Origin of the sequence: Gilvibacter sediminis (assembly GCF_028561565.1) — a bacterium.
Taxonomy (GTDB): Bacteria; Bacteroidota; Bacteroidia; order Flavobacteriales; family Flavobacteriaceae; genus Gilvibacter; species Gilvibacter sediminis.
In genome coordinates this window covers 258,845-275,589 of record NZ_JAQQTE010000001.1, presented here as the reverse complement: position 1 = coordinate 275,589, position 16,745 = coordinate 258,845, and the positions used below count along the sequence as shown (strand labels likewise).

The 16,745-nt window shown below is 43.2% G+C and carries 17 protein-coding genes and 2 tRNA genes; 10 read left to right on the top strand and 9 right to left on the bottom strand.

Annotated features, from left to right (window positions below):
- Position 1: 1 nt before the first annotated feature.
- The 3 genes from POW22_RS01220 to POW22_RS01210 are packed head-to-tail and all read right to left on the bottom strand — an operon-like array spanning position 2 to position 1,722.
- Positions 2–667 (bottom strand): hypothetical protein, encoded by a 666-nt coding sequence (locus POW22_RS01220; protein ID WP_272830589.1) that lies wholly within the window; start codon positions 665–667, stop codon positions 2–4.
- Positions 668–681: 14 nt separating this feature from the next.
- The gene (locus POW22_RS01215; protein ID WP_272830588.1) at positions 682–1,365 is read right to left on the bottom strand and encodes a hypothetical protein; all 684 of its coding nucleotides are present in this window, start codon (positions 1,363–1,365) and stop codon (positions 682–684) included.
- 9 nt (positions 1,366–1,374) lie between these two features.
- Positions 1,375–1,722, bottom strand: a complete 348-nt coding sequence (locus tag POW22_RS01210; RefSeq protein ID WP_272830587.1) for a hypothetical protein — start codon at positions 1,720–1,722, stop codon at positions 1,375–1,377.
- Positions 1,723–1,969: 247 nt separating this feature from the next.
- Between POW22_RS01210 and POW22_RS01205 the strand changes: the two genes are divergently transcribed.
- The 5 genes from POW22_RS01205 to POW22_RS01185 all read left to right on the top strand — a co-directional run bounded on the left by POW22_RS01205 (position 1,970) and on the right by POW22_RS01185 (position 5,835).
- On the top strand, positions 1,970–2,305 hold the full coding sequence (locus tag POW22_RS01205; RefSeq protein ID WP_272830586.1) for a single-stranded DNA-binding protein: 336 nt from the start codon (positions 1,970–1,972) through the stop codon (positions 2,303–2,305).
- An 849-nt stretch (positions 2,306–3,154) separates the two neighbouring features.
- Positions 3,155–3,679 (top strand): hypothetical protein, encoded by a 525-nt coding sequence (locus POW22_RS01200; protein WP_272830585.1) that lies wholly within the window; start codon positions 3,155–3,157, stop codon positions 3,677–3,679.
- A gap of 116 nt (positions 3,680–3,795) precedes the next feature.
- Positions 3,796–3,868 (top strand) — tRNA-Asp (locus POW22_RS01195).
- 6 nt (positions 3,869–3,874) lie between these two features.
- Positions 3,875–3,945: transfer RNA gene (locus tag POW22_RS01190), tRNA-Gln, on the top strand.
- A gap of 789 nt (positions 3,946–4,734) precedes the next feature.
- Positions 4,735–5,835 (top strand): slipin family protein, encoded by a 1,101-nt coding sequence (locus tag POW22_RS01185; protein WP_272830583.1) that lies wholly within the window; start codon positions 4,735–4,737, stop codon positions 5,833–5,835.
- A gap of 54 nt (positions 5,836–5,889) precedes the next feature.
- Here the strand turns inward: POW22_RS01185 and POW22_RS01180 are convergent, their stop codons facing one another.
- The 6 genes from POW22_RS01180 to POW22_RS01155 all read right to left on the bottom strand — a co-directional run bounded on the left by POW22_RS01180 (position 5,890) and on the right by POW22_RS01155 (position 12,477).
- Positions 5,890–6,285 carry a cupredoxin domain-containing protein gene (locus POW22_RS01180; protein WP_272830581.1) on the bottom strand — a complete coding sequence of 132 codons (396 nt, stop codon included), beginning with the start codon at positions 6,283–6,285 and terminating at the stop codon, positions 5,890–5,892.
- 26 nt (positions 6,286–6,311) lie between these two features.
- Positions 6,312–6,860 carry a carboxymuconolactone decarboxylase family protein gene (locus tag POW22_RS01175; protein ID WP_272830579.1) on the bottom strand — a complete coding sequence of 183 codons (549 nt, stop codon included), beginning with the start codon at positions 6,858–6,860 and terminating at the stop codon, positions 6,312–6,314.
- A gap of 361 nt (positions 6,861–7,221) precedes the next feature.
- Positions 7,222–8,064, bottom strand: coding sequence for a helix-turn-helix domain-containing protein (locus tag POW22_RS01170; protein WP_272830578.1), 843 nt, complete (start codon positions 8,062–8,064; stop codon positions 7,222–7,224).
- A gap of 89 nt (positions 8,065–8,153) precedes the next feature.
- On the bottom strand, positions 8,154–9,545 hold the full coding sequence (locus tag POW22_RS01165; protein WP_272830576.1) for an RtcB family protein: 1,392 nt from the start codon (positions 9,543–9,545) through the stop codon (positions 8,154–8,156).
- Entirely contained in the window at positions 9,530–10,156 is a 627-nt protein-coding gene (locus tag POW22_RS01160) for a hypothetical protein (RefSeq protein ID WP_272830574.1), read from the bottom strand. The genes POW22_RS01165 and POW22_RS01160 overlap by 16 nt, the downstream gene beginning before the upstream one ends.
- A gap of 770 nt (positions 10,157–10,926) precedes the next feature.
- Entirely contained in the window at positions 10,927–12,477 is a 1,551-nt protein-coding gene (locus POW22_RS01155; protein ID WP_272830571.1) for a thiol-activated cytolysin family protein, read from the bottom strand.
- Positions 12,478–12,637: 160 nt separating this feature from the next.
- On the opposite strand from POW22_RS01155, the gene POW22_RS01150 reads away from it, so the two are divergent.
- From POW22_RS01150 to POW22_RS01130, 5 genes are all read left to right on the top strand, one after another.
- Entirely contained in the window at positions 12,638–13,813 is a 1,176-nt protein-coding gene (locus tag POW22_RS01150; RefSeq protein WP_272830569.1) for a helix-turn-helix domain-containing protein, read from the top strand.
- A gap of 125 nt (positions 13,814–13,938) precedes the next feature.
- Positions 13,939–14,445 (top strand): DoxX family protein, encoded by a 507-nt coding sequence (locus POW22_RS01145; RefSeq protein WP_272830568.1) that lies wholly within the window; start codon positions 13,939–13,941, stop codon positions 14,443–14,445.
- Positions 14,446–14,465: 20 nt separating this feature from the next.
- A complete protein-coding gene (locus POW22_RS01140) occupies positions 14,466–15,341 on the top strand; it encodes a GIN domain-containing protein (protein WP_272830567.1) in 876 nt (291 codons plus the stop codon).
- Between the two features lie 58 nt (positions 15,342–15,399).
- Positions 15,400–15,942, top strand: coding sequence for an RNA polymerase sigma factor (locus tag POW22_RS01135; RefSeq protein WP_272830566.1), 543 nt, complete (start codon positions 15,400–15,402; stop codon positions 15,940–15,942).
- A complete protein-coding gene (locus POW22_RS01130) occupies positions 15,942–16,703 on the top strand; it encodes an anti-sigma factor (protein ID WP_272830565.1) in 762 nt (253 codons plus the stop codon). Before POW22_RS01135 ends, POW22_RS01130 begins: the two co-directional genes overlap by 1 nt.
- The last annotated feature ends 42 nt before the right edge of the window (positions 16,704–16,745 follow it).

Sequence of the window (16,745 nt, the reverse complement as noted above, 5' to 3'; positions counted from 1 at the left end):
ATTAGTTTGAACTATTTTTTGGAAAAGCTTCTGAATCATTCGTGACTAGGAGCTTTTTTTTGTGCTCTGCTTCCAGCTCGAGTTTTGGTTGACCTTCAGAATCTGTTGTCCATCGGGCCACGCCTTTCACAATAAGACTGTCATTTAGGTCTAGTCGGTGTTCTTCAAAATAGACATTACGCTCTTGCTTGGTGATCGGATTGGTCAGGCGAAAATTTCGCTCCTTCAAAAAGCTTATTATTCGCTCACTGTGGTCTTTGTTTTCGAGACGATTGGTGCTTAGCTTCTTGATCAGATTGTATTCGATTTGCCCCATGTCTTGAGCTTTAACGCCAATCGTATTTCCTTCACAGATCATAGTAAATGGAGTGCATTGACTGCGCTGTGCAACTATAGATTCCCCTTGATTACCCATCACCCAAGATTTCATACTAAAGAGACAACAAGCTGCGGAGCTTATGGGTGCATTAATAGCTCCACTGTTGGGGTCCACAGTTCCTTTCACAAAAACATAGTCACCGTCTTTGATCTGTTCATATGGAGTTAAGCCCTCTTTTTTGAGCTGACGTAGTATGACCTTTTTTTCATTGTAGAAAAACTGCATGACTAAAATCACAACAAAGAAGAGTACAATAAGTACAATGGGTATCCAGTAATATACAGGCATAATGCTAATTACTTTTATCTGCGTTTGGGTAGGGTTTTAAGTGCCTTGGGCAGGTCAGTAACTATTAAGCGTTGTCTGTAATTCCCTGTTAGCTCCAAAAGCCTGGAAAAATTAAAGCCTTCAATAGGCTCCTCCAAGCGCTTCCACTCGGCGTTACCTTTTACAACTACATCTTCTCCAATTTGTAATATGGCCTCTTTATAACGAAGGGTTTTGTTGGATTTAAACAACCAGGTCTGCCCGTCGTAATTTTGAGATTTGAGGTATTGCGTCATGGCCTGTGACGGGTTGGTGGACCAACCGCTGCGCTTATTGTGATCTACCACTAAATGGAAGAGCAGTGCGCTTTTGTCATGAGCCCTGATCTTAGCCTTTTCTCCACCGGAGACCAAGTAGAACGGACTGTATTTAAAATCGTTGATCACCGTGTGCCAACTCTTATCTCCCTTGCGCTCCACAATGATGTGATAGTATACACAAGGGCGTTTGCTTAAAGGCGCAATTAAGGGATCATTAATGGCTTCAACCGTACCGTGTAAACGCACATATTCCTTGTCCTTGACGGTATTGATGGGTTTGGATGGACTTTTTTTGAGTTCGCGTAAGATCCTGTTCTTATTACTTAAATACGTGGATACCGCTACGACAATTCCAATGACCAAGAAAATCGCTAAGGGTACAATAAAGTCGTCATTCATAGGATTAGGTTATTCGCGTTTTACCAATGCAAAATAGTCGTTTTCCAGCGGTAAATACCCTTGGTCGTACACAAAATAGTAGACGGCACCCGCTTTGGTAGTGTAAATTCTGGTGTAAAGGTTGAAGTTGAATCCCAGTTCGAGCAATTTTCCACGAGTGGTTTTACTTTTTTGCTTCGGATTGAGACTGTTCAAAATACGCCAGTTTCGTTTAAGGCTGTTATTGGTGTTTCGGATCGCGTTGGTAGTCTCCCGGTTGAGGCGATTGTTGTGGTTGTTTCTACAACCATCATCACAAAACTTCTTGTCAACCCTCCCTTGAAGTTTGGTTCCACATTCCAAACAATTTCTTTCCATGGCTTTGGATGTTTTTAAGGGAGCTATTTGAAAAGTAATGAATTCTGAATTTGGACAGCACCCTTTGATTGACTTTGCTAACAGGATTTATAAAAATCAAGTTGACCCGACAACAATCGTTTACAAATCGTTCCAAACAACTGTAAACGATAGCATACCGACTTTTTATTTGGGGTCGATCTATGTTTGCCCTGTCGAATCAAAGCGGTTCGATAGCCTTAACTGTTAACCTTTAAAACAAATTATTATGAATGCACTTAGAAACAAAGTACAGTTGATTGGACGATTAGGACAAGATCCAGAAGTATTGACCTTTGATGATGGCGGAAAGATGGCCAAATTCTCTTTAGCCACAGATGACAGCTATAAAGACAAGCAAGGGCAAAAGATCGAGCGTACCCAATGGCACAATATCATTGTCCGTGGGGGTTTGGTCAATATTGTGGAGAATTATGTATCCAAAGGTCAAGAGATCGCTGTAGAAGGAAAACTCAGCAACCGCTCTTGGGATGATAAAGACGGAAACAAGCGATACACCACAGAAGTGATGGTCAACGAGCTACTGCTCTTGGGGAAAGGATAAATCAGCTCCTCAAGCTTTTTCGGGCAGCCTACGGGCTGCCTGTTTTTATAAATCTGTAGCATGAAAGTTAAAACGAAAACCTTTTGAAGCGAGCTTTGAAGCACTACCGTTTAAAACGAAAAGGCCATAAGCACTTGTGTAACTGAAAATTAAAACGCATTTTTGCCGCATGTTGAAAAACACATTACATAGCAAACCCGTAGGACGTTATCCTATGATCATAGACGGTTCAGAGCAGTTTTGGCTGATCCGCAAGGGGTGCTATGTACATTTTTAGACCGAGAAAATTCGCATTTTAATGCATGTACAATAGGGCGCCCAAGTAATTGGGCGCTTTTTTTTTGAATTTTTTTAATCGAATAGTATGACAAAAAATTTGAACCCGTTTTGGGGAGTGTAGACCATAAGTAATTGATAGTAAAAAACTTAAAACTAACTCCCGATAATCCGCCAAAAGCGGACAGGGAACTCCTATATCAAAAATAAATGTAACTAATTGATAATCAACAAAATAAATTCAATTTTTATTTGGAGTTCACAAAACAAGTTGCATCTTTGCAGCACAGTTCTCAACAGTAGAATTGCAATTAGTAATTAATAAATAATAAACGATGCAGAGCAATCTACTTTATGACTTTAGCACAGTGGCAGGGGAGCTGTCACCGCTAACAATTAAGACTCGCTTCGTGATATTTTATAGCTAACTCACCTATGAAAGATCCGAAGCCACATTAAACCCGCTTCGGATTTCATTCCCTTTTTACATTTGATCCCCGTTGCGGCAAGTTAAACGCTAGGCCTTATGGCCCGAGCAAAAGTTCTTTTACCGTAATGGAAACAAAGCAAAACATGTATTTGTTAAAAGCTTTGGACGCTTATCCTTATGAGCTGCAAGAGGCAATGGAAGCGCTGGAATACGCACTGTCTTATGAGCCAGAGAATGCAGAGGCACTCTTTTTAATGGGTCGCTTTTACAGCGAGCAGTTGCAGGATTTTGAAACGGCCAAGCATTATTATGATGCTGCCTTAGCTCAAAATTTGACCATGCCAAGAGTCTATGTCTACTACGCACAGCTCTTAATAAACAACGAGGAATATCAGCAGGCCAAACGCTTGCTTGAATTCGCTCAAACCCAAAAGGGTGTGGATCGTGCTTATTTGTGTTATCTAGAAGGCTTGATCATGGAATTTGAGGCCGACTTCAAACAGGCAAAGAAGGCCTATAAGCGCGCCAAGAAGTTGAGCGTGAGCAACAACTTCCGCAGTCAAGTGGATAATGAAATTGCCCGCGTTAAGGACAAGCAACCCAAAGTCAAGACAAAGACAAAAAAGAAGAAAAAGAGAAAAAACAAAAAGAAGAAATCTAACAAATAAAACCCGCTCCACAAGGAGCGGTATTTGGAAGTGCGACGGCCTTGGAGAGCCGTGGGAGTTTGTAAAACTCCTGTCATCGCGACTGAGGTAGTTCGACTCTACCCACTTCCACAAACAGTACTGTGGCTCAAAGGCTAGAGCGCCCGGTTGTCGCCCGGGAGGGTATGGGTTCGAGTCCCATCAGTACTGCGACCTTGACTTGTGGTGTAATGGCAACATTCCGGACTTTGAATCCGGAGATCGAAGTTCGAATCTTCGCGAGTTAATTGGAATTCTGGCAGAAGAGGTTATGCGCTCCGCTGAATCCGGAGAGATACACGTTCGACCCGTGTGAATTCCACATCGAGCAAGCCCTGTGAGGTGTTTCTGTACAGCACCCTTGTATGCTTAATTGCCTCTATGGTATTCTTTAGGTATATGCAGCTTGACTGGAAGGCTTTGGAGAGAAGCCAAAACATATCTCTAGAACGCAAGATGTCGTCGGTTCAAATCCGACCACCGCTTAAAATGGTGTAACTCAGTTTGGATAGAGTGCTTGTTAAAATGTGCAGGTTCGAGTCCTGCTTCTGCCTGTGGCAGAATGGCGGAAATGGTAGACGCGCTAGATGAGGGTTCTAGTATTTTTTAGGGTCTTAAAGGCCCACCATTGAGCTGACTGCTCATTAAAACAGTCGCCAGCCTTTTACGCTGTAAAAAGAAGTGGTCAAAAGGTATTGTTAACCTGTCTTTAAAGGCAAGTTGACCCCTTGTACTGGCCGAGGTAAAGCTCACTGGTTCTGGGAGTGTCAAGCGCTTTTTAAGGAAGATTTCTGGTCTAAGCTCAGGCGTTTTAAGCCTTAAAGCATTACACCTAAAGTCGCACTTAAAAATCCATTGATACCAAAGGAGCTAAAGTTGCGCCTTCGCGAGTGGAGTGGAACTTTTGACCGCTTTAAAAATGAAAACCTGCAGCCTTGCTGCAATTAAGAATATAGTTCTCGCTTTTTTACCGGTAGGCGAGCCTGTGACCGACCCAAATGGGTCAAAATTGAAGTTGAATATTAAATTTAAATGAAATGAAAAGAATCCGAATTAACACAGGGAAAGCTGGATTGGTCTTTAAAAATGGCGAATACCAACGCGTTTTGACTGCCGGTGTTTACTTCCTTGGATGGAGAGAAAAGCTAATAACTGCCGATATGGGATTGATCTTTAATGCACCCATTTCATTGGATATTTTGCTTAGAGATGAGAAACTCAAAGCCATGTTGCATGTGGTGGAGGTGGCTGATAACCAATTGGCCTTGGCTTACAAGAACAACCGTTTCTTGCAGGTCTTCACCGCAGGGCGTTATGTGTACTGGAAAGGACATATTGATTTTAAATTCACGATGGTAGATCTTGACAAGATTTACATTACTGAAGATATTGACAAGTCTCTTTTCAACACACATAAGTTGGGTATGTTTATCAGAAAGTTTGAGGTAGAGAATTATGAAAAAGCCGTCCTTTTGGTTGATGACCAATACGTCAAGACCTTGAGCGGTGGTACCTACAGATTCTGGAAAAACGATACCAGCATTAAGGTCGCCAAGGTTGATATGCGACAACAACAATTGGAGATCGCTGGACAAGAATTGTTGACCCAGGATAAAGCGACCGTTAGAGTTAATTTCTACGCGCAATTCAAGGTGACTGATATTGAAAAAGCTTTGCTTGAGAATAAGAACTACGAAAAACAACTTTACGTGGTCTTGCAATTGGCATTGCGTGCTTTCATTGGAGGTTATACTTTGGATAAACTTTTGGAGAGCAAAGACGAATTGGCAGAAATGGTTTTGAAAAAAGCCAAAGAAGCCGCAGCTGCTTTGGGAGTTCAGATCTTGAGCACAGGTATCCGTGACATTATCCTTACGGGAGAAATGAAGCAGATCATGAATCAAGTATTGATGGCTCAAAAGCAAGCCCAAGCCAACGTAATTACCAGACGTGAAGAAACTGCTTCTACTAGAAGCTTGCTCAACACGGCCAAACTTATGGAAGACAACGAAATGTTGTTCGCCCTTAAGGAAATGGAATACGTAGAGAAGATCGCAGACAAGATCGGACAGATCACCGTTGCCGGTAACGGCGGTGTTGTCAAGCAATTGAAAGAGATCTTCGAGCTTAATAAATAATAAAAAACCCCGGCCAAATGGTCGGGGTTTTCTTCATCAACTAACTAAACATACCTACTTTACAGTGAGGGTATATTGTGGTGTTTTATTCAGTGGACAGAAGTAAACATACTCGCCAGCTTCTAAATGCACAACGTTGGATTTTTCGGTACTTCCTTGCGCAACTACTTGAGTTACGTAAGCCGACTTGATGTGATTGGCAGGATCTGATGCGTCAGCACCTTTAGGCACTAATACAAATCCTACATCTACTCCAGCGTTGTTATTGGTAATTGCAAAAACATAATCACCAGCTTTAAGTTCCACGCTTTGTTGCGTGAATTGCCCTTTGGTTTGTTCAAGAGCAACAGTTTGTGCCTTGTCATTCATACTTTTCTTCATGCTGTCTTGCGCTTGAGCGCTAAGTCCGGCGCTAAATACAAAGGCCAATGCAATTAATAAAGTTCTCATAGTTTCTATTTTTTTGGATTGAGTTATTAAACAGTTTCTAAAGTCAAAGGTTGCGCTGCAGGGAAATCTACAGGTACATCCGTGGTTTTGTGTAGGTAATTAGAGATAGTTTTATCTCCCACCAACACTATGGTATCTACTAGGTTTTCTTTGTTGTAACCAGCAGCAAAGAATTGCTCTAAAGCACTTTCCGAAGCGGCTCCACGATTTTCTGTCACGTCTTTGGCCAGGTTTGCCAAGGCGTTGAGTTTGTTGTCAAAAGATGCAGCTCCAGAACGCAATTCTAAGATCTGATCATCATTGAATCCGTTCATCTTTCCAATGGCTGTGTGAGCAGCTAAGCAGTAGCTACAGTCGTTTGCCTGGCTTACGGCCAGATTGACTACTTCTTTTTCTTTAGCAGAAAGTGAAGTTTTGCTGTTGGATAGGGTCAGATAGTTGCCTAAAGCATTCTCGCTGTAAGCATAAGTGGCATATAGATTTGGAACAAATCCTAGCGCTCCTTTGAGCTTGTCAAAAATGGCTTGGTTGTTTTCACTTACTTCTTCTCGAGTAGGTACGTTAAATGATTTCATTGTATTTCGATTTTATGTTTGTAATTAATTTGATAAGACAAAATTGCTTAAATACTAAGCGGCAGACCATGTAAAAAACTCCTTCAATCATGTCAATTATTCCTTTGATTAAATAGAAGTTCTCATGCTGCTAAAAGGCCTTTCCGCCTCACAATAGAAGTCGTGATGGCTTTTAGAGGCGCAGTGCGATTTTGTGCTGAATTTTATTGATTTCGCGTTATTTCTGTTGAATTTGGTAGAAATAAGCTCAAATATGGATGGAATCGCTTTCATATCGTTCGTTTTAATGTTCAATACAAAGATGCGATCATTACAGGGGTCTCACGATGGAGAAGCTTCCCTAGGGCATGTAAATAATTCCCTATATGCTTAAAGTTTCTTTGGAGGCTTTAAAGGCAGATGGAGGCATGCCGGTATTCTTCTTGAAGAGTTTGCTCAGATGTGCAGGATCGTCAAATCCCAATTCATAAGCGATCTCTTTACTGCTCAGATCCGTATAGGTCAAGAGGCGTTTTGCTTCTAAAACGATGCGCCCGTGGATGATCTGCAAAGGAGTGCTGTTGAATTTAGAAAAGGAATTTGCCAAGGTTTTGGGAGATTTGAACATCTGTTCCGCGTAGAATTTTACGCTGTGTTCATTTTTAAAGTGGGTTTCCACCAACATATTGAACTTGCGCAAAAGATCTGATTTCTTTTTGTGTTGCTGCGGATGGTCTCCAGCATTGAGTAGACGCGTGGTTTTTATGATAAAACGCGCCATCAGCATCCGGAGCATTTCTGCTTGAACCCGATCTTGATTCTCCATCTCTTCCAAAAAGATCTGATGTAAGAGTTCAAATTTCTCTTGTTCTTCTTGGGAGAGATTTACCAGGGGGATAAAATCGTTACCAAAGAAAAGATCTCCAGCACAGCCTACGGTCTTATCGTGATCTTTTATACAGTAAAATTCACGGTTGAATTGATAGACGCGCAGCGCATCACCCGAGTTGAATTGCACATACTGAATGGGGGTAAGGGCCAAAATTTGATTGGCTTGCAATAGGATAGGTTCACTATCTACAATGATCTCAACGCCAGATTCTAGTGCCCAGATAAAGCTGTAAAGACCAATTTGCTTGGGGGAGTCAAATTCTTGTAAAACCTGTTGATCGCCAATTTTTAAGAGCGCATCTGTAGCGAATTCGGTAAAGGTGGTAGTTTTCATAAAGCAATGGTCTCAAAAAGAGATCAAAACTTACACTTCAGCAAAAAAAACAGGCCGCAGTTTTACTTGCGACCTGTCTTTTCAAAAATCTACTTGTCCATCCGAACAATTTTAGGAGTAAAAGTGCCCACTACAGCAACCAACTCTTGTTGGTTTTGCATTACGCGTTTGATGTCCTTATAGGCCATTGGTGCTTCATCTACACCGCCACCAATAAGACTTACCTGGTGCGTTTTGAGCTGCTCTTTTACTTGACTTTGGGTGAATTGTTGCTTACACGCTCTGCGCGAGTGCAACCTTCCCGCCCCATGAGAAGCTGAATTCAAGCTGTCCTCATTACCCAATCCGCGAACAATATATCCCGGAGCAGTCATAGATCCTGGAATGATTCCCAGAACATCTTGACCGGCAGGAGTGGCTCCTTTGCGATGCACAATGCGCTCCACGCCGTTTACCATTTCCTTCCAGGCAAAATTGTGATGATTCTCAATTTTCACCACGGCTTTGCTTCCAAGCAACTTCCCGATTCGATAATGAATATCATCGTGACAAGCTTTAGCGTAATCGCCAGCCAAATTCATGGCCAACCAGTACTCTTGCCCGTCATGGGTATCCATATCCAGCCAAGCCAAATGCTGCACATTTTTGGGCAGCGGGCACTGTTTTGATGCCAGATACGTATAGTGTTTGGCAATGTTTGCACCCAAGGCTCGTGATCCGCTGTGAGACAATACGCCTAGGTATTCACCTGGAGGCAATTGAACTTGAGGATCCTCTTCAGTAATAGTAACCAAACCAAATTCCACAAAGTGATTCCCTCCGCCAGAGGTTCCCAGCTGTCTAAACGCCTTGTCTTTAAGACGTTTCAAAAGCGGAATCTCCTTAAAGGCTGGACGCTCAAAGAGCTCGTGATCGTGCTTTTTAGCATGCGTCTCATAAGGGCCAAATTTGGTGTGATCTCTCAAGATATTCTCCAACATGGCCTGTTTTCCACGCAAGTAAGAAGCACTCATCGGATACACCGTCAAACACATGCGGCATCCAATGTCCACGCCAACTCCGTAAGGAATCACCGCGTTCTCTGTAGCCAATACACCACCAATAGGCAAACCGTAACCAGCATGAGCATCGGGCATGAGGGCTCCAGAGACTGCGATTGGCAATTTCAAGGCGTCGTACAATTGATACTTCGCCTGATCATCGATCTCATTCTCTCCGTAAATACTAAAGGGAGCTCGCGTATTGCGCAGCTCGTGCATACGCACTTCCACAGGTTTAATAAGGCCTTCTGCTACTTTCCCCCAAATAGGGTCACCCATGAATTTCTGTGGGTCGCGTAGGACTTCTTTCGCTGCTTCTAGCACGCGTACTTTCTTTTCGCGTTTGTGGTATCGGTTAATGATACCCAAAGCAATATTTACGGTATTGTTCTTAGGAAAACCGATTCCGATCAGGTCTCGGCCTTTTAGTTTATTTCCCATGATACATCTTCTTTTATCAATTGATCTGCAGAGTAGTGCTTAAGGTTTCTAAGTTTCTCTTTTACCTGCTTGTTCTCTTTTTTAAAGCGGAGGTAATTGTCAAACTTATGGTCCCAATGGTAACGATTAAGCACTTGCTCGGCCTCATAAAATCCAGGTTTGAGCAGCTGCGAATCAATCCAATCCAGTTCGCTTTCAATTTCCGGGTCTACAATTCTAGAATGCGTGACATAGGCACGACTGAACTTGATCTTGTAAACACCCTTGGGAATGCGAACGTAGAATCGTGTTATTAATTTATGACTTTTTTCGTGTCGGAACTGGAAGGGCGTACACAAGCCTTGAGCTTTTTGGCTCAGTTTATTGAACTGTCGTTTGCTCAGGGTGGGTAGGTTTCTGTGGATGTAAAATCCTCGAGTTGCCTCATCCCATTGCTCTTGAGCGTCTGCCTTGGTCTTTCCCCAGTGACAGGTCTGCATTTTAGCAAAGACCTCTAAGATGGCGGCTTTATAGCGGTAGCGTTCTACTTTACGTGTAATGACCACCTCTCTAAACCAACCGTGTCTAATGGGTTTTTCCAAAGCGACATAACCCAACTTGCGTTTTTCCATCCATAGGTTGCGTCGTCTTTTAAACAACCTCCGAACTTCTTTTTCTCGTTGTTGTTTGATATGAACGGGTTTCAATTGTCATTATATCAGTTTCAATTGGTCCCGGGACGTTGAGAAGCTCCATCAGCAAGCATAAAAAAACGTCCGAAACTTTAAGGGGCTTCGGACGTTTTCACCAACTGATGGATAGTATCTATTAGAAGACGTCGCGAAGCATGAGCATACCCGCAGTTCGGATTTGCATCTGTGTGAATTGATTTGCGTATTGCATATTGCTTCGATTTTTAATGAGTTGCATTATTGCGCTGCAAAGATGAAAAGGAATTTTAAAAAAACCAAATAAAATATTGATAATGAGATAGTTATGATTAATTTTTGAGATGTATGATCCCGCTTCGTTACTCACGAAGTACGGCTTTCGGCCTTAAATAATTGAGGCTCTGATATTTTAGGGTCCAGCTACATTTTTTCAAGCGGGTCAAAAATTTTTCAAAAAAAAACGTCCAATTTTCATTGGACGCCTTAAAGTGTGTTTATTTCTGATCTATATCCATAGCAATTGCCAGTGGAAAGCCTCTAAAGCATCCGTTTTGATTTTAGACAATTGCATCTGCATGTTTATAAATTTAATTCGTTTTGTGTGTGGCAAAGATGCCATTTTTTATGGGAACGGCAAATTCTGTACCAAAACCTAAAGAGAAACAGCCCTTGCTTAAGTTGTTGAATCGACAACCTGAGACAAGGACTGCTCTGAAAAAAAGCGCTAAAGTTTAGTTGCAAGTCACTCCAGAGACAGAGGGGTCTCCACAAGGGAATGAACCGCCGCTGGCCCTAAAACATTCTTCGTCGTATACATAGTCAAGTTCAAAGTCGCCTAAGGTATTCCAACCGCCTGTACCACATTGCCATTGGGTTTGTACTTCTACATCATGCGCGCCGTTTGGTGGCGTGCGATTGGCGGTGTCGTCCTGGTTCACAAACACCCACGGCCCGTTGTAAATAGTAGTTGTGTTCTGTCCTCTCCATCGCAATCTAAAACGAATGTCATGGAAAGAATCGTTGGTCACTGTTACTTCCTCGTGATCAAATCCTCTGCTACCACACTCTTCAATTACGTAATCCGTAGTGTACCCCATTTTGGCCAGCGTGTTGTCTTTCAAATAACGAATCGTATAGGCAATAGGTGCTCCAGGATTGGTTCTGCTGTAAACAGCATTCTCTCCCGTAATGATATAGTTCAGACTACCTGGTCCATCTTCAATATTGGCGGCATCAACAGCACTGGTGGCCACTTCTGCGTTTCCACCAATGGTAATGATACTCATGCTGGAGTTTTGAAGGACTTCGTCATAAGAGGCGGCAAGAGTTCCCGTAGCATTATTGAAACCACTTCCGTATTCCAATACAGCGTTCAAATTGATCGAGGTATCCATATTAGTAGTCTCCATGCGCACCATGATGATACGGCCGTAGGCTACAGAGGCTACGTAGGCTGGTGGTGTATCGGAATTCATTATTGCTTGCACTTGCTCTAAGGAAACATCGGTTCCAAATACAGCAGCTGGAGAAATTGGCGTGTCCATGGTCACCGTGTAAAAGACCTGTTTAAAAGCGATTGAGGCAACACGTCTTTCTGTGTTGGACTCATAATCGAATTGTGCTGCGATAGATCCGCTGGCCCATTCTGCATTGAGTCCGATATCAAAACTCAACTGGGTTGAAGAATAAGAAGTTGCAGATTGGTAGGTAGAGTTGGCTTCATTGACGTAACCGTCTTGATAGGCGTTGTCATTCCACCATTCTAGAGCGACATCAAGTTCTGCGTCAACCGCGGAGAAGCTTCCCGGAGACTCCACGCGGAAGTTTCCGTTTTCGCCAATTCCCGGTAAGTCCACGCGCATATTGGCTGGAGCTCTATCTACCGCAAAAGGAGTCGGTTCTCCGTCAAGCATAGATCCATTTCCAACCACCAAGGCTCCTGGATAGATCACGCCAATAGAAGGGCGCAGAATGGCAATTTGATCAAAGTTGGAATACAGATTGTAGCCCGTAGTGGTGCAACCTGTGATTGTTCCTTGGACGGGTTCTCCAGGATCTTCGTCTTCAAAAGAGACTTCTCTTGAGCTGGCCAACCCACCTGTTTCTTGAACTTCAAGGAGCTCGTCTTGGTTGTAGGATAGCTGAAGTAGGTATTCATTAATACTGTTGGCGTCTGGAGTCACTCCTTCCAGACCATCGTCTTCCGTGCTACATGCAAATAGGATAAAAAAACCTCCGAGCAGTAGCGGTAAGATGCGTTTTGTTGTTAGTGTAGTTTTCATTGTACTGGTTTTTGATTCAACAGGGTCAAAACTAGAATCAGGCTTGCTAACCTCCTAAAAATCAGCATGGACAAACCATGGACAAGGGCTAAAAAAGTTGGTTTTACTGGGCTTTTCAGAGACTTGAGGAATCATTTCATAGAAAAAACTAACTTTGAGTATGCTTCTAGGGCTACCGCTTAAGTTTCCTTATTTTGATATCTACAGTACTCCGCTGCTGCTGTTTATGTTGCAGGGTGCTGTGTTTGCTTTTTTACTATTTGCCCGCGGACGCAAGCATGGACGATTGGCCGATTACTTGCTCGGTGCCGTTGTATTGATCACCTGTTATGAGCGTACTCATTACGCCATAGGTTTTATGGAGTGGTACGATACCTATCGCAACACCAAGATTAATTACTTTCTCATAGACTTCACTTTGCTTTTAGGACCGCTGATCTATTTCTATGTCCAATCGGTGACCGTCCCAGGATTTAAACTGGGCAAGAAGCAGTACCTACAGTTTGCACCTTTTGCGCTTTACGCCGTATACTGTTTGTTCCTTTATATATACGATGCTGCCCAACCCGGCTTTGCCGACACCCAAAACGGTGAACTTATGGCCACGCTTCATTTGAAATATATAGACAAGTTGATGTTCATTGTCTTTAACTTGTCCATGATGTTGTATTTGACCTTAGCCATTCAGCAATTTTACAATTATAGAAAGCGTCTGGCACAGTTCTATTCCAACACCTATAGATTGCAGTTTAATTGGATCCGCATCTTTTTGATCATTTACGCAAGTCTATTCCTTTATCAAATGATCCAAACCGTGGTGGAGGAAACCATTGTTGTATTGCATTGGAAGCAACGTTGGTGGTATCACTTGCTGTCTGCGGTTATTGTAGTCTATGTGGGGATCAAAGGATACTTTACCGATACTGTTGAGCTTTCTGAATTAGAGACTGATAGTAAACCTCCTGCTTCAGTTGGCAAGGTTAAAAATACCGTTGAAGCCAATCCAGAATTAAAGGCTGCGCTCTTGAATTATATGCAACAGCAACAGCCGCATTTGAATCCAGAATTGACCCTTTCACAATTAGCTATTGGATTGAACCTTCCCAGAACAGAATTGTCAGATCTGCTCAATAAGGATCTGGGTAAGAACTTCAATGATTTTATAAACGGATACCGAATTGAGGTCTTTAAAACCTTGATCAGAAATGGCAAACACCAGCAACTTTCGGTGCTTGGTTTGGCAGAAGAAGCTGGTTTTAACAGCAAAGCGACCTTCAACAGAGTGTTTAAAAAGCACACCCAGATGTCCCCTACAGAGTACATCAACTCCCTTTAAAACAATTACTTACATTTTTTTGAGACGTCTTGATTTCTCATTAAGACGCCTTGGGTCTATTGTGAGACTTAAGGCTGATGGTGTCATCGCATCTTTGCGGTGTTGAACATCAAAAAACATTCGTCATGAAAAAATTCAAACACTTAGTTATAAGACTTATCCGCCCGGTAAAGCAATCCAAATGGTATGCAGATCTGCTCTTTGCCATTCCACGTATAGTTGGCGGGCTTTTATTAACCATCGATTTTGGAAGCAGCAAATTCGGAATGCCTTGGTCACCCGCAGAAAAGGAACTGGGCCTTTTTGAAGTGGTGGATTGGTTCCCAGAAGACGTGAAGGCCTTTGGAGGCATTTTTGCATTAGCCCCTACCTTTTTTGCCTGGATGGGTGCTGCAAGTGAAGCCATTGGAGGACTCTTTTGGGCACTGGGCTTCAATACCCGCATGACCTCTTTTCTAATCATGTGTACCATGCTCACAGCGATCTTCCTTCAAAAATGGGGAGAAGGCACTTGGGGCATGTTGCCAGCTATGGGCTTTTTGTGGATCGCTATGTTCACCTTAGTGCTCGGTTCGGGTCGATTTGGCCTGGATGCACTCATCAGCAGAAAATTCAATCAATCAAAATCATAATCAATCAAAAATTAAAAGACATGAGAACACTATTTTTAACTATCGTATTGATCGCCACGCAGACCTTTGGTCAGGTAAAAGGCGATGGAAATATCATCACTAAAAACTACCCGATCACAAACATCACAGCTGTGAGCGTACAGCTCTATGCCAAGGTCACCATTGATCCTGAGGGTCCTGAAGGAATGACCATTACCGGAGACAGTAACCTTTTGGATTTGATTGGTAAAAACGTGGAGGCCGGAACTCTAACTCTTGATCAACTAGAATGGATCCAACCCAGCCAAGATCTGATCATCAAAATTGGCGCACGAAAAATTAAATCCTTAGAACACGGAACGCATGACACCACCTATGTGCTCAATTTAAGCGCCGAGCAGTTTAAGGTGGAGGCCAATGTTGGGCGAGTCATTCTCTCTGGAGCAGTGAAGATGCTGCATATTGACTCTAAACTTGCCACCATTAACGCGGCAGATCTAAAGGCTGAGAACGCAAGAGTAACTATAAGCAGTCGTGGGGAAGCTGTTGTAAATGTGAGTGGGGAACTACAAACGCAGCTCGATGACGATGCAACTTTAAGCCTCTTTAGGCAACCAAAGATCATCACTGGGAATTATCAAGCACCGCAGACTGCAGCAGTTACAACTGAAGTGCCCGAGTACATCAGCTTTAGAATTAAGAACAACTCTTGGAACCGCCAGAACTTTTATGTTGAAGGGCCGAATCAAGACGGATCTAATTTCAGCTACGGCTTTCCAATCATGCCTGGCTTTAGCCGCGCAGAACGTTGGACAGTGGGCACGAAGATCTATTTAGACAAAACTCTGGGCAAGGGCAAATTGCTCCATACCGTCACTGCGCAAGATGAAGGGACTACCGTAAAACTTTTCCAGTAAAGAAAGCCGCGTTTGCGGCTTTTTTAGTGCATTCTTTTTAGTACTTTAAAGCTCTCTTATGGCAGATACCCTCAATCAACTAATTACCGCTTGCCAACAAGGAGACGAGCGGGCTTTCCAGCAGTTGCATGCGCAATATGCGCCGGCTATGCTGGGAGTTATTGAAGGGGTGGTCGGGAAGCCAGAAGTGGCCCAAGAACTGTGTCAAGACGTGTTTTTGAAAGTATGGACGCGCTTAGATAGTTACGATCCGCAGAAAGGTCGCTTCTTTACTTGGCTTTTGAATATTTCGCGCAATACGGCGATCGATCATTTGAGATCCCGATCGGCCAAAGAACAAAAACAAAACCTAAACCCGACTAATTTCGTAGATATATTTGGAGGGAGTACTGCATTTGAAGGTCAGACCGATGCCATTGGTCTTACCGCCATAGTAGAAACCCTTGAGATGCGCTGCAAGCAGTTGATCGATAGATTATTCTTTAAAGGATTTACGCAGCAGCAAACCTCAGAAGATCTGGAGATTCCATTGGGAACCGTAAAAACACAGATCAGAAAATGCATTAATGGCCTGCGGGCAAAACTCGGAATTGATTTATAATGGATACTGAAAAGTACATAGCATCTGGAATTTTAGAACTCTACGTAAGTGGAGCGCTATCTCCTGCGGAGCACGAGCAAGTGCATCGCTTGGTGCAACAGTATCCAGAATTGGCTGCCGAGGCAGATCGTATAGAAGCTGCCTTAACAGCGCTAGCTGAGGCGCGAGCAACTACTAAAGTTGCTGCGGCTCCTCGTGTGATCTCCAGAACCAATTCAAGACCTAAATGGCTCACCTATGGAGGTTGGGCTGCCGCCACTTTAGCAACTGTTGGCTTGATCAGTTTGTTTGTTGAGCGTTCAGAACTGCAATTGAGCGTGGAGCAGCTGGAGCAAAAAGAGATCTTCTTAGAAGCAGAGTTGGAATCTCAAAAGGCAACCAACCTACTCACTACAGAATTGCTTGATGCCTTACGTGCTCCGGATGTGCAAAAGATACCGCTGGCAGGACAAGGCAATTACGATCAAAGCTACGCTGCGGTTTATTGGAATGCGGAGGCCAAAACACTCTATTTAGATGTGAATGGCCTGCCAGAAGCGCCTAGCGGCATGCAGTATCAATTGTGGTCCCTTACTTTGGATCCACTCACTCCCACAAGTTTAGGGGTATTGGAGCAATCAGAAGAGGATCTGAACCTCTACATAATTGAAAACAACTTCACCACAGAGGCTTACGGAATTACTTTGGAGCCTGAGGGTGGAAGCGAATCTCCAACCCTTGAGAATCTTTACGTACTCGGAGCGGTTAACACTGCCCCATAAAAAAGCGCCTACCTCCGCGGGGGAGATAAGCGCATAACCAAC

Coding starts and splice junctions, on each gene's coding strand:
- POW22_RS01165 (WP_272830576.1), bottom strand. CDS start 9,545: ATGGGAAATAAACTAAAAGGCCGAGACCTGATCGGAATCGGTTTTCCT.
- POW22_RS01175 (WP_272830579.1), bottom strand. CDS start 6,860: ATGAAATCATTTAACGTACCTACTCGAGAAGAAGTAAGTGAAAACAAC.
- POW22_RS01170 (WP_272830578.1), bottom strand. CDS start 8,064: ATGAAAACTACCACCTTTACCGAATTCGCTACAGATGCGCTCTTAAAA.
- POW22_RS01210 (WP_272830587.1), bottom strand. CDS start 1,722: ATGGAAAGAAATTGTTTGGAATGTGGAACCAAACTTCAAGGGAGGGTT.
- POW22_RS01155 (WP_272830571.1), bottom strand. CDS start 12,477: ATGAAAACTACACTAACAACAAAACGCATCTTACCGCTACTGCTCGGA.
- POW22_RS01205 (WP_272830586.1), top strand. CDS start 1,970: ATGAATGCACTTAGAAACAAAGTACAGTTGATTGGACGATTAGGACAA.
- POW22_RS01160 (WP_272830574.1), bottom strand. CDS start 10,156: ATGGAAAAACGCAAGTTGGGTTATGTCGCTTTGGAAAAACCCATTAGA.
- POW22_RS01130 (WP_272830565.1), top strand. CDS start 15,942: ATGGATACTGAAAAGTACATAGCATCTGGAATTTTAGAACTCTACGTA.
- POW22_RS01220 (WP_272830589.1), bottom strand. CDS start 667: ATGCCTGTATATTACTGGATACCCATTGTACTTATTGTACTCTTCTTT.
- POW22_RS01135 (WP_272830566.1), top strand. CDS start 15,400: ATGGCAGATACCCTCAATCAACTAATTACCGCTTGCCAACAAGGAGAC.
- POW22_RS01140 (WP_272830567.1), top strand. CDS start 14,466: ATGAGAACACTATTTTTAACTATCGTATTGATCGCCACGCAGACCTTT.
- POW22_RS01180 (WP_272830581.1), bottom strand. CDS start 6,285: ATGAGAACTTTATTAATTGCATTGGCCTTTGTATTTAGCGCCGGACTT.
- POW22_RS01150 (WP_272830569.1), top strand. CDS start 12,638: ATGCTTCTAGGGCTACCGCTTAAGTTTCCTTATTTTGATATCTACAGT.
- POW22_RS01215 (WP_272830588.1), bottom strand. CDS start 1,365: ATGAATGACGACTTTATTGTACCCTTAGCGATTTTCTTGGTCATTGGA.
- POW22_RS01145 (WP_272830568.1), top strand. CDS start 13,939: ATGAAAAAATTCAAACACTTAGTTATAAGACTTATCCGCCCGGTAAAG.
- POW22_RS01185 (WP_272830583.1), top strand. CDS start 4,735: ATGAAAAGAATCCGAATTAACACAGGGAAAGCTGGATTGGTCTTTAAA.
- POW22_RS01200 (WP_272830585.1), top strand. CDS start 3,155: ATGTATTTGTTAAAAGCTTTGGACGCTTATCCTTATGAGCTGCAAGAG.